Annotated in this window: 9 protein-coding genes; all 9 read right to left on the bottom strand. The window is 63.1% G+C overall.

The genetic code is table 11. The features are described from left to right. Position 1 precedes the first annotated feature (1 nt). Entirely contained in the window at positions 2 to 1,999 is a 1,998-nt protein-coding gene (gene pgaB, locus PspR76_RS01005) for a poly-beta-1,6-N-acetyl-D-glucosamine N-deacetylase PgaB (RefSeq protein WP_159953580.1), read from the bottom strand. A gap of 12 nt (positions 2,000 to 2,011) precedes the next feature. Then, on the bottom strand, positions 2,012 to 4,492 hold the full coding sequence (gene pgaA, locus PspR76_RS01000) for a poly-beta-1,6 N-acetyl-D-glucosamine export porin PgaA (protein ID WP_159953579.1): 2,481 nt from the start codon (positions 4,490 to 4,492) through the stop codon (positions 2,012 to 2,014). Positions 4,493 to 4,791: 299 nt separating this feature from the next. Next, positions 4,792 to 6,288, bottom strand: a complete 1,497-nt coding sequence (locus PspR76_RS00995; RefSeq protein ID WP_159953578.1) for a YdgA family protein — start codon at positions 6,286 to 6,288, stop codon at positions 4,792 to 4,794. A gap of 147 nt (positions 6,289 to 6,435) precedes the next feature. Further along, positions 6,436 to 7,068: an NADH:ubiquinone oxidoreductase subunit N gene (locus PspR76_RS00990; protein WP_159953577.1), complete on the bottom strand. Its 633-nt coding sequence runs from the start codon at positions 7,066 to 7,068 to the stop codon at positions 6,436 to 6,438. Positions 7,069 to 7,149: 81 nt separating this feature from the next. Beyond that, a complete protein-coding gene (locus tag PspR76_RS00985; protein WP_159953576.1) occupies positions 7,150 to 8,598 on the bottom strand; it encodes an efflux transporter outer membrane subunit in 1,449 nt (482 codons plus the stop codon). Then, entirely contained in the window at positions 8,595 to 9,503 is a 909-nt protein-coding gene (locus PspR76_RS00980; protein WP_159953575.1) for an efflux RND transporter periplasmic adaptor subunit, read from the bottom strand. Before PspR76_RS00980 ends, PspR76_RS00985 begins: the two co-directional genes overlap by 4 nt. Continuing rightward, on the bottom strand, positions 9,500 to 9,709 hold the full coding sequence (locus tag PspR76_RS00975; protein ID WP_016969155.1) for a DUF1656 domain-containing protein: 210 nt from the start codon (positions 9,707 to 9,709) through the stop codon (positions 9,500 to 9,502). The genes PspR76_RS00980 and PspR76_RS00975 overlap by 4 nt, the downstream gene beginning before the upstream one ends. After that, positions 9,706 to 11,784, bottom strand: a complete 2,079-nt coding sequence (locus PspR76_RS00970; RefSeq protein WP_159953574.1) for an FUSC family protein — start codon at positions 11,782 to 11,784, stop codon at positions 9,706 to 9,708. The genes PspR76_RS00975 and PspR76_RS00970 overlap by 4 nt, the downstream gene beginning before the upstream one ends. Next, on the bottom strand, positions 11,781 to 12,197 hold the full coding sequence (locus PspR76_RS00965) for a MarR family winged helix-turn-helix transcriptional regulator (RefSeq protein WP_159953573.1): 417 nt from the start codon (positions 12,195 to 12,197) through the stop codon (positions 11,781 to 11,783). The genes PspR76_RS00970 and PspR76_RS00965 overlap by 4 nt, the downstream gene beginning before the upstream one ends. Positions 12,198 to 12,374 lie beyond the last annotated feature (177 nt).

Here is a 12,374-nt window from a genome sequence, read left to right as displayed (position 1 = left end):
GTCAAGGGTTCCATTGGTTGGAAAGGGCCGGACGTACCGTCTTCAGGTCCGGCGAGTTTTCCAGGAAGTTGTCCGGGTAGTAGCCAAAACTCCTGACTCCCTGGCGTTTGAGCACACCCATCCATTCGGCCATCTGTGCGCCGTCGATATCCGGCGCGTCCTTGGTCCGCCAGTCCTTGGCTTGCAGTTCAAATACGGTGCGTTGCAAGGCATCAGGGCGCGCCTTGACCGTGGCCACGAGTTTTTCCAGCCAGGCATTGGAGTTTTTCAGCGTCTCGCCTTCCATCAGCGGCATGGCCATCGGCGCGGTCCAGTCGTAGGTCTGGAGGAAGTCATCGAGGTTCTGCGCGAACCAGGCTTCGCTGGCCGGGTTGAGCATCGGCTCGGCGAAGATATTGCGCGCGGTCTGTACCTGCGGCCCACGAATGGCGCGCACCTTACCCGCCAACTCCTGGGTGAAGTCGATCAGGTAGCGGCTCTTGAAGCGCGTCCAGCGTTGCATCACGGCCGGGTCGGCACGCAGCGCGGCGATGCTGTCCGGCAGGCCGTTGGCGGCATAGGCCTTGAGCGCGGCGGGGCTGGCGTCTTCGAAGTCCGAGAGGATCGCGTCGTCGTGGAACAGCACGCCGTCAATCGCCGTGTTGCGCGCCAGGTCTTCGTAGATTTCACCGATTTGCTGACGCACTTTCGGATCAAACGGCGACAGGCGTTTGTACTGGTCCGGGTCGAGGCCGACCTGGCCGGTTTTCGGGTCCATGCGGGTCACGCGCGGCAAGGACGGGTCCAGGGCAAAACTGAGCACCGGCATCCACGCGTAGATCGCCACATGGCCACGGGTGCGCAGTTGCCAGGTCACGCGGTTGAACAGGTCGCGGCGCACCGGCAGGTAGCGGTTGGGGAAGTACAGCGAGTGCACCAGGCCGTCGCCCTTGGGGTCGGCGAAGGCTTGCAGGAACACGGTGCTGGCGCCCATATCGACGACGCGCTGCACCAACTGGTCGAGGTTGCGCGCCTCTTGGGCCGGGTCCGGGTCGTAGACGTTGTCGAGGTCGACGTGCAGCACGCGCATCGAGGTCTTGGCCTGGGTGCCGACGATGGCGTTGGCGTAATGCTCGCCATCCGGGTCGGAGGCCACCAGGAAGCGCGGGCTGCTCTTGAGGTTGGCGAGGTCATCAAGGCCGTCGTCCAGGGTCAGGGCCATCTTGTAGCCCTGCTCGCCGACGACTGCCAGCGAGGTGCCGTCGGCGGCGCCGTAAGGCCACACCCACACGCGCGGCGCCTTGCCGGTGACGGCGCGCAGCTTGTTGGAGATAGCCGTTACGTCGGCACGCATCCGCGCCTGAAACTGCGCTTCGGTTTCATATTTGCCGGTGGCCGCATCGTACCGGCGCGTTGCCGCGGCCGGCTCGAGGTTGCCCTGCGGGTTGGCCAGGATGCCGGTGTGGCTGGCGTCGGTGTGGGCGGCGATTTCCACCAGGTGCGACTTGGAAATCTCGCGCACCTGCTCCCAGGTCAGGAAGTCGGAACGCGCCCGTGGCGTGCCGGCAAAGTCCACCGGCTTATTCAGCGGCGTATCAATCCAATACCCCACCGGGGCGAGGATCGCCGGCCAGTTGTACGCACGCAGGATCGGCATCACACGGGTATAGAAGCTCGAATAGCCATCGTCGAAGCTCAGCATCACGGCTTTGGGCGGCAGCTCAGGCCCGCCGCTGCGTGCGGCCAGGATCTGGTCAACGCTGACCGCTTGGTAGCCGTTTTCACGCAGCCAGGCCAACTGGTCGATCAAACGCTCGGTGCGCACGGCCACCACCGCCTGATCGGGGTCGCGGTCTTCAACGTCGTGGTAGGCAATGCCCAGGAAATGGTTCTTCGGCCACGGCGCTTCACGGGCCGGTGTCGGCCGCTCGGCGGGGGGCGTGTACGGCGCGGGTTGCTGGGCACAGGCACCCGCCAGCAATACACCGAGGACCAATAAACAACGGCTGAGAACGGTCATTGTCAGGCTCTTCTAGAAACGGTAAGTGAGGTCGATGAGCAAGCGCAGATCGCGTTCGCGATCACCGTCATAAGGTCGGCTGATCAGGCTCAGGTTGGCGCCGGCTTCGAGCACGTCGTTCCAGCGAACGCGTTGGCCGTAGCCGATCAAACCGACACCGCCGGTGGAATAATCGCGCTGGCTATAGGTACCCGCACCGACTTGGAACTGCTGACTCCACTGGGTCTCGTAGCGGTGATAGAGCACATGATTGACGGTAACGGTAGGCAACACGCTGAGGTCAGACTTCGGGTTGAAGTACACCGTGTCTTGCTTGGTGTTGTGGCTGGCGCCGACTTCCAGGCCCAGGTCCACTTGCACATGCGGCGAGCTGTAGATGCCCTCGCGGCCGGTGAGCAGCGCTTCGAGCCGGTTGTTGCCGTCGCTGAAGTGCGACGGGCTGAGGGACAGTTTCCACTCACGGCTTTCGTTGGCGCGCCAGCGGATAAAACCGCTGCCGCCGTTGGCCGTGACGTCGGCATTCAGCGCCCGCAATGGCGTGGTCGTCAGCAGGTAGCCGAGGCTGCCGCCGTATTGCCAGTTGTCATTGATGTCGCGGGCAATCGACACGCTCGCGCCTTGCTTGGAGCCATAACCGTAGGAGTGGTTGGAGACTTCGGCTTCGAGCGTCATGTCGCGGGTGCGCCGCTCCACGCCCACGACTTGCCAGCGATGCTGGCCGGTGCCTTCGGTAAAGTCAGCCGTGGCATACCCGGCACCGGCGAACACGCGCCAGTCTTCGTCGATGGGTGGGGTGTAAATCCGACTTTCAATGCCCCAGTCACGGCTGCCCGCGACTGCGCCAACGTCATTGTTGCCGCCACCGCCGTAGCTTTTGCCGGTGTAGGCTTCGACACGCAGTTCGGCCATGTCATGCACATCGCGCAGGCGGCTCAAGCGCTGCACTTGGCGGCTGTCCGGGTTGCGGGCCAGCACGTCGTCGGTCAGCGCGTCCATTTGCCGCCATTCCTGCAGGTCCATGGCGGTGTAGGCCTGGGACACTTCCAGGCCGATATCACGCGGGGCCTGGGCCTCGGTTTCCTTGAGCGTGCCTTCGGCGCGGCGCGGCCAATCGCGGGCGCGGTACATATCGGCCTGGGCCAGGCGCAGGCCGACGTTGCCCGGGGCTTTGGCCACCAAGGCTTCCAGGCCGGTTTCGCTGCCCGGCAGGTCACCGCCGTAAGTGCCAGCCTGGGCCGACAATTGTTGCGCATCCATCCAGCTGTCGTTGGGGTTGCCGATGGGCAAGCCCTTGAGTTCGACGCGAGGGTTCTGGGTGTTGGCCAGGTTGCTGGCGACTTCGCGCGCCTCCATCACTTTGTCGCTTTCCAGCAGCGAGTAGAACAACGCGGTGCTGTCTTCGACGTGATCGCCGGGGTCGGCGTCGGGGGCCGTCAGCGCCTGGCGATACAACGGCTCGGCTTTTTCCGGCTGGCGTTGATCGAGGTAAGCGGCGGCTACCCAGCGCACGGCGTAGGTTGGCAATTGCACGCCTTCGCCCTTGAGGGTTTCGTAGTCGCGGATCACTTCAGCGGTGCGCGCGCGCGCCTTGAGGGCGCCCAGCCGGTCGATGCGCCAGCGCACCACGTCGTCGTGTGCGCTGGGGTCTGGGGTCCAGCGCGCGAGCAGTTTGTCGTAGTCATCAAGGGCGCGATCGGCGATCACGTAGCGTTCTTTTTCGGTGCGCGTGGCGAACTCGGCCATGCGCACGCGCTCGGCGGCGAGGTCGCCTTCCAGGCGGCGCTGGGTCACCGCGTCGAGCACGCCCGGGTGTTTGGCCGACAGGCGCAACGCCGGTTCCGGCAGCCGCGCCTTTTGCAGCGCGACGATGTATTCGCGGACCACTTCGGGTTTGTCGCCGGCGCGGATAAAGGCTTGGTCGAACTCGAACAGCGCGTCGTAGTTCAAGCCCGCGCGGGTCAGCGCATAGCCCAGCGCCATGCGGCGGTTGGGGTCATTCGGTTGCGCCGCCACCAGTGCCCGTGTGCGTTGCACCGCTTCATTGGTTTGGCCGCCGTCGGCCTGGGTCAGCGCCTGGCCCAGTTGCAGGTCAACATTATTCGGCTCGCGCAGCAGCGCCTGCTGATACACCGCCAAGGCCTGCGGCCACTGCTTTTGATTGCGATAAGTACGAGCCACCGTGGCGAGCGCCTGGGTGGTCAGGTTGCGATTCTTGCCCTGGGCCTCGTACACCTTCAGCACTTCGGCGTCTTGCCCGGCCCAGCCGGCAATCACAATGTGATCGCTGATCTGGCCCGGCGTCTGGCGCTCGGACGGCAGTTGGCGCAGTTGCGTGAGGGCTGGCGTGAAGTTGCCGTTGCGCGCCTGAATGATCAAGGCGTCGTAGGCAGGGTCTGCAAACGCGAGGCTGGGCATCAGCAGTTGACTGCACAAGGCCGCACCGATGAGCAGTCGCAACCGGCCTGAAGCACTGAGTGGTAGGTTTCGCAGCATATCGTGAGCTTCCTTACACACGGAAAGCTGTAACGATAGGTGGTCCTGAGCGTTTTGCATCAGGGTGTCGGCGTCTAGTGACCCGACCTAGCTTTCCTGTAGGAACTATCCCCTAGGAATGTAGGGAAAGGCCCAATTCAGAACAATTGTTCAGAATTGCCCACCCACCAGAAAAGCCAATGGGGGAGCAGACTTACCCGAGCTGACCGGTCACCGTCGGCGTATACGCCGACTGTTTGACCGCTGCCTCAGGCAACCCTGCTCCCCCAATTATTTATTTCCGACTGGTGTCGGAAATCTTACTGCGCGCCGCTGACAGCACCCACTTTGGCCATCACAAAGCCAATGAATTGCTCTACGGTCATCTTCTGGCCGTTGAAGGTCACTTCATTGTTGGCGTAATGCAGCTTGGAAACCACGTCAGTGCCCACCAGGGTCGCCAGTTGCGTGCCGACGGCCAGGCCGCTGACCATCTCGGCCGCCCCCTGGGATTGCTGCTCGATGGCTTTAGGGTCGGTCACGCCGCCTACTTGCGCTTGCAGGGCAGCAACGTCGGCAATCATGGGCTTGGACAGGGTCAGGTTGGCATCCAGCAGTGCGATGACCTGCTTGCCCAGCTCAACCGGCGGCAGCTCCATCGAAGCGGGTTTGGTCAGGTCCACGATCAGGTTGAATTTGCTTTCGCCGTGGGTGGTTTTCAACGACAGGTTTTCCACCGCCACTTGCGGCTTGGCAGCCAGCACCTGGTTGACGTTGGTCTCGGCCAGGGTCTGCTCGGCTTCGGTCAGTTGCAGCTCAGGCACCGGCTGGCCGGCAGCGGCAGCGGCTTGCACCGGCTGCATCTTGTCCTGGTACAGCTTGGTCAGCACCAGCATGGCCGGAATATCGACGTTCTTCATGCTCAGGGCCATCGCGGCCGAGCCCACAGGCTTACCTTGGTAGCCGATCTCGTCGATCTTGTAGTCAATGCGGCCGGCCAGGTTGTTGTCCTTGGTTTCGCTGGTGTCTTTCTGCTCGAAACCCTTGAGGGTCAGCACGGCTTTCTGTGGGCCGAAGGTGACTTTGGTGTCGGTCAGCTCAACGGTGTTCTGCCCGGTGTAGAAACCGAAGCTGGATTTTTCCAGGTTGCTGGCCACGGTCAGGCCGGACAGCTCAGCGTCGAACGGCACGCCATTGGCGTCGATTACCGCGACTTTCAGGCTGTTCATGTAACCGTTGGCCTTGACCTTCTGGCCTTCGGCGCTGCTGTCGAAGTCCAGGTTGGCGCCGGAGAAGCTCACCGAAGACTTGTCGTCCTTGAGCTCCAGAGGCAGCAGCTCGACGTTGCCATCGACGGAGCGGTTGTAGCCGATATTGGCCACGCCTTTAAGCGGCGACACGTCTTTGCTGGCGGCGAACCATTTTTCGGTGGTGGCGTTTTTTTCCAGCGCGTAGTGACTGGTGGCCATGACCGGCAGCCATTTCAGCGACACCAGACGCGAAAACGGCAGCGGGCCGTGTTCGATGTGGTCGACGAACAGCAGTTCAGGGTTCGGGTTGTCTTCACCGAACACACTGCCCTGCCCTTTGAGGCGGTAGTGCGCGGTGCTGCTGAACAGGCCACGGTCCAGGGACACCAGCTCCAGGCTCACGTTGCCGTCGACGCCGGCCATGGAGGTCTGCAGTTCCTTGTTGGCGCTCTGGATCGCGGTTTGCAACACCGGCTCCAGCTGCTTACCGGTGTACCAGGCGCCGCCTGCACTGACGACGCCGACGGCGACAACGAAACCCAAAAGAACAACTGCTGGCTTATTCATGAAGTGACCTGATCAAATCCTGTGAGAAGTGGGCTGTCTTCCTTGAACCCCGAGGGGGTTGGCTCAAGCCCGCCGAAAACGGGGGAAGATTAGCACTGGCGGCCGCGAACGGCCCAGCTTTTCAGAGGGGTCAGGCCTGCAGTTGGTTCACGTGTACTCCAATTCAATCTCATCGAGCTGGTGATCAAAACTCTTCAAGCGTGCGGTCCAGGTGTACACCAACACCTCAAACTCGCGGTGTATCACGGCATTGCTCGGGGTGTCGGCCTTGGGGTTACAGAAATCCAGTTGATAGCGCTCACGGGCCATGGCGTTGGCCACGTCGGACAATTCCCGGGCGTTATTCAGCCAATGCCTACCGTCGGCGACCTGCTGGTCGAGCAACACACATTGTTTTTTCAGGGCTTCGAGGCTTTTTTCCAGGGGCGTGCCGGTGAGTTCGCCCATGACTTCCTGGAAGGTGCGGCCTGGCTGCCAGTAACTGCCCCAGAAATAGCGGTCGAACACGGTTTCGACACGGCGCAAAGCGACTTTGGTGTCCCAGATCGCCACGCGGGTCTTGCCCTGTTCGAGCAGTCTTCGTTTCACCCGTTGGTTTTGGTAAGACGCCCACGCCACCACGCCGATGGACAAGGTGCCGATCACCAGGCACGCGCTGTCGAGGAACACCATGGCCTTGTCGAGTTGATGGGCAAGCATGACGCCGTAGAAGTAGGCAGCCGATAACAACACCAGTGCGAAGAGCACGCACCAGAAAGCGGGAGCATAAGGGTTTTTCATTATTGGAATCCCCATGAGCAAACGCGAGCAGTGTCAGGTAAGCCGTCACCGCGGCTCACCTGACAAAGCATAGCTTTTAGCTCAGGGTTTGCCGGGCTGTGACGCTTGCGTTCGTCCGCTTTCCCAACCACCGCCCAGGGCCAGGAACAGATCGATCTGGCTCATGGCAACCTGGGTGTTCGCCGCCGCCAGTTGCGCACGCACATCGGTGTAGGTGCGCGTGGCTTGCAGGTCGGCCAGGAACGACGCGCGACCGGCCTGGAAGAAGCGGTGCGTCTGCTCCGACGCTTCCTTGGCGGACGCACCGGCATCGGCCAGCGCGTCGCGGCGTTGCAACTGCGCGGTGTACTGCGCAAGGCCGGTCTGGGTTTCGCGGATGGCGTTGAGCACCACGCCGTCGAAGTGCGCCAGGGCGCCCTGGGTGGCGGCTTCGGCTTCGTGGATGCGCGCGCGGGCGCCGTTGGTCGGCACCGACCAGCTGATCAACGGGCCAAAGCCCCAGCGGTTGGTGGCCGGCGTGCCCAAGTCGTCAAGAATACCGACGGTGCCCACCGTGGCGCCGATGCTGATGTCCGGGTACAGCGCGCCGGTGGCCACGCCGATACGCGCGGTGGCGGCGGCCAGTTGGCGTTCGGCCTGGCGAATGTCGGGGCGGCGCTTGAGCAACGCGGCGCCGTCACCCACCGGCAGCAACTGGGCGATGTGCGGCAGCTCGGCGCAGGTGCCGGTGCCCGACGGCAGTTGGTCGACCGGCTTGGCCAGCAGCATCGACAAACGGAACAAGCCTGCCTGACGCGCTGCTTCGTAGCGCGGCATGTCGGCACGCAAGGATTTGTATTGGGTTTGCGAACGGGTCACCTGGGTTTCATCACCGCGCCCGGCGTCGCGCAGCCGTTGGGTGAGCTTGGTGCTCTGGGCCTGCAGGTCGAGGGACTCGTTGGCAATCGCCAGTTCTTCGTTGGCCGCACACACTTGGGTGTAGGAGCGCACCACGTCGGCGACCAGCGTAATGCGCGCAATATCCGCAGCAGCCTGAGCGGCGTCGGTGGTGGCCTGGGCGCTTTCGATGCCGCGTTGCAAGGTGCCGAACAAGTCAAACTGGTAGGACGTGCTGATGCTGGCGCTGCCGATATTGGCCACCGGGACTTTTTCGGTCAGCAAATAGGCTTCGCCCGACTCCTGCAAACGCTGGGCCTCAGCTTTTGCGCCAGCGCTCCAACCACCGGCGGATTGCGCCTCTTGGGTCTGGAAGCGTGCGCGTTGCAGGTTGGCGGCGGCCACACGCAAGTCGGTGTTGGACGCCATGGCCTGACGCACCAGCTCATCCAGGCGCGGGTCCTTGTAGAGTTTCCACCAGTCGGCCGGCACCGGCGCCGACACCACGTTGTGGCCCTCGCCCGCGATCTGCCCTTGCAGGTCGCCACGGTTGATGGCGGACTTCTCCGGCAGTGTGTAATCCGGGCCGACTACCTGGCAGGCCGACAGCAGCAAACCCAAGCCGGCCGTGGCCAGCAGCGCCGCCGGTTTCATGGTTTTTCTCCCTGCCGGGCTTTTTCTTTGGCGGCGGTCTCGTCGTCGATGATCGACACCGTCGCCGTACGCCCGGCGATCATGCGGAAGTCTGCCGGCACATCATCGAAGGCGATGCGCACCGGAATCCGCTGGGCCAGCCGCACCCAGCTGAACGCCGGGTTGACGTTAGGCAACAGGTTGGAGCCGCTGCTGCGGTCGCGGTCTTCGATACCGGCGACGATGCTCTGCACATGGCCACGCAAGCGTGCGTTGTCACCAATCACACGGATGTCGACGGCCATGCCGACGTGAATACCGTCGAGCTTGGTCTCCTCGAAGTAGCCGTCGATGTGGAACGAGTTGCTGTCCACCACCGACAACACCGGGCGCCCGGCGGTGACAAACTCCTGAGCACGCGGCGCGCGGTCGTTGACGTAGCCGTCCACCGGGCTGCGGATCACCGAGCGGTCGAGGTTGAGTTGGGCGGCGTCCACCGTCACCTGCGCCTCGGCCAGGGCCGATTGGGCACGGGCCACGCGGGATTGGCTTTCTTCCAGCTGCTCGCTCGGCACCAGGTTGCCAAGGCCACGGTTACGCTTGTACTCGCGCTGGGCCTGCGCCAGGGTTTCCTGGCGGTCGGCCACGGCGGCCTGGGCTTGGCGCAGCGCCAGCTTGAAGCGGTCCTGGTCGACGGCGAAGAGCACCTGGCCTTTGGTCACGAGCTGGTTGTCGCGCACGTCGACTTGCTGGATCAACCCGGACACGTCCGGGGCGATCTGCACAATGTCGGCACGGATATGCCCGTCACGGGTCCAGGGCGCAAACATGTAGTACATGACCATGCGCCACACAACGACGACAGCGAAGGTCACTATCAATAACGTCAGGACAACACGGCCGATGGTCAAAAAAGGTTTTTTCATGTCATGAGGTATCGACTGAGTGAGTCCACCGCGCCCAGCAACAGCGCGTAGAGCCCCACATTGAACAATGCCCGGTGCCAGACCAGGCGATAGAAGTGAATGCGCGTCAACAGCCCGTGCACCACCAGAAACAACACGTACGTAATGCCCATCAACACCAGCAGCGTGGGCAGGAACACCCCGCTGATATCCAGATCACCGATCATAAAGGCGCTCCATCAGGCAGCGGCGCTTCCATTTCGGTGCCGCCAATTAATTCCACGCCCGGCAGCAACGACAGGCGCAAGCCGGCCAGTGCGTGCAGCAGATGCAGGCGGGTATCGTCTTCGTCTTGCAAGCCTTGGCCGTTGAGGGCGCGGCGCGTGCGGTCGAGTGTCATCAGCAGACCGCTCGGCGCGGGCAAGCGTTCACCGGCCTTCAGGCACGCCTTGAAGTAACCGCCAACGCCTTCGACAACCTGGTTGAGCAACACCCGTGGCACGCCGTAGATGCGTGGCGAGTACGCCAGCAGGTCGAGCAGGTTCAGTGCCACGCGCAAATCACGCAGGGCGGTGCCGGTGTCCTGGTTGATCAGCGCCAGGCGCGGCAGGTGCTGCATCAGGCGGTCGAGCATTTGCGCGGCCATGTGCCGGTGTTCGGCCAAGGTCGCAGGCTCGGTCAGGGTGACGATGTCGCGCCAGCTGAAGCGGGTCAGGCGCTTGGCCGCGAGTTCGGCGCCGAACGGCCGCGCAATCAACGTCCACACAAAGGCGAACAACAGGCCCACAGGCCCGGCCAGGTTGACGTTGGCAAAGTTCAGGAAGTCCGCGTCATACGCGCCCTGGATGCTGATAAACGACGAGGTGTTCACCAGCGTCAGCAGCATGCCGAGGTAGAAACGCGGCTGCACGGTGAGCGTGCCGATGCAAATAAACGGCACCGCAAACGCCAGCACCAGCATCGGGAAATCGTGCAGGTTCGGCAGCACCAGAAACAGGTAGAGGCTGGCGAACAACACCGACATCGCGGTCCAGAAAAAGAACCGGTAGATCTGCGGCGCCGGGTCGTCCATCGAGGCGAAAAAGCTGCACGCCACGGCTGCCAGAATCACTGCGCTGCCGCCGTCGGTCCAGCCCAGCAGAATCCACAACACCGAGGCGACGATGATCGCGGTGACGGTGGAGAACGCCGAGTAGAACATCAGGCCACGGTCGAGGAACGGCGTAAGCCGGCCCAGGCGCCAGTGGCGGTACACGGCGCGCCAGGTGTCCTGGCTTTCGCACTGGATGGCGGCTTGCAGGCTGCGGCAGTCTTGCCACAGGTCGATCCACTCCCCCAGGCGATACAGCGCGTTGGAGAACAGCAGCGTGTGACGGTCGTCCAGCGCTTCGCCTTGGGGTTGCAGGGCGTCGACCTGATCACGCAGCACGCGCCAGCTTTCCAGCGGGGCAATTTGCGTGGTGGTTTCCAGCCATTGGCGGGTGGCCTCCAGCACCGGCGTGATGCGCTCAAGAAACTCCGGCGCGCGGTGTTCGATGGCATACAGCGCATCGTCGAGCGCATCCACCACCGGCAGCAGGTGAATCATGCGCCCGCGCAGTTCCTTGGTGTTACGCACCGTCTGCGGGCGCGCGCCTTCGTGGGGCAACTGGCCGATCATCAATTCGAGGGTGTTGAACGTGGCGACCATGCCGCTGCGCAGCGTGCTGATTTCTTCGGTGTCCACATTGCGCGTGAAGAAGCGCAGGCTGTAGACCTGCGCGTCGGCAAACCACTTGGCCACCGAGCCGTCGAACACTGGCATCAGGCGACGCGGCCAGAACATCGCGCCCACCACGGCCGCCACGGCGATGCCGAGGAAGATTTCTTCGGTGCGTGCCTCGGCCACATCCCACACCGCCAGGGGGTTATCCACCACGGGCAGCGCGATCAGCGGCAAGGTGTAGCCGGCGAGCATCAGCGCATAGTTGTTGGCGGTGCGCAGGTGCATGGACAGGAACAGCAGAATGCCGGTCCACAGCGCAATCACCACCACCAGCACATACGGCGACTGCACGAACATCGGCACAAAAACCACCGCCGCCGCCGCGCCCATGAAGGTGCCGATGGCGCGGTACAGCGCCTTGGAGCTGGTGGGGCCGACAAATGGGCTGGAGACGATATACACCGTGGCCATCGCCCAATACGGACGCGGCATTTGCATGAGCATGGCGATGTACAGCGCGATCATCGACGCGGCGAACGTACGCACCCCGTAGAACCAGTCGCGAGCGGGCGGGAAGCCGGTAAAAAATCCGTTCAAGAGGTTGCCTCAGCCGCCTCAAAGGCCCGCAGTACACGCAACGCCGCTTCAAGATCGCTCTGGGCAATGTCCGCCAACACGTCTTTGCGCAAGCGCACCAGTTGCACCTCCACCGCTTGCACCAGCTCACGGCCGCGCTCGGTCAGGCTCAAGGCCTTGGCGCGGCGGTCGTGCACGTCTTCGGTACGGCACACGTAGCCGCCGGCGCACAGCTGATCAAGCAGGCGCACCAGCGACGGGCTTTCCATGCCGGAGGCCTGGGCGACCTTTACTTGGTGCACACCATCGCCCAAGCGGCCGATCATCAACAACGGCACGGCGCAGGCTTCGGAAATACCGTAGCTCACCAGCGTGGTCTGGCAGATTTTGCGCCAGTTACGGGCGCCCACCACCATGCTGCTGCTGAGGTTCATCTGGAGTTGTTCGAGGGTTTGAGGCACTGGAGTGTTCGCATACAGTTAGTTTGCTAACTATCAATATGGTGGATGCATCCAAAGCCGTCAAGTTTTGAAACAAATTTATGATGGGTGGCGCGGGGAGGTATGGGTAAGTAAAGCGGGTTTGCGCGCGGGTGTTGGATTTTCAGCGAC

This window comes from Pseudomonas sp. R76 (assembly GCF_009834565.1).
In the GTDB taxonomy this organism is placed as follows: Bacteria; Pseudomonadota; Gammaproteobacteria; order Pseudomonadales; family Pseudomonadaceae; genus Aquipseudomonas.
Note: the sequence above shows the minus strand (reverse complement) of the source record. Positions and strands in the feature narration are given on the sequence as shown.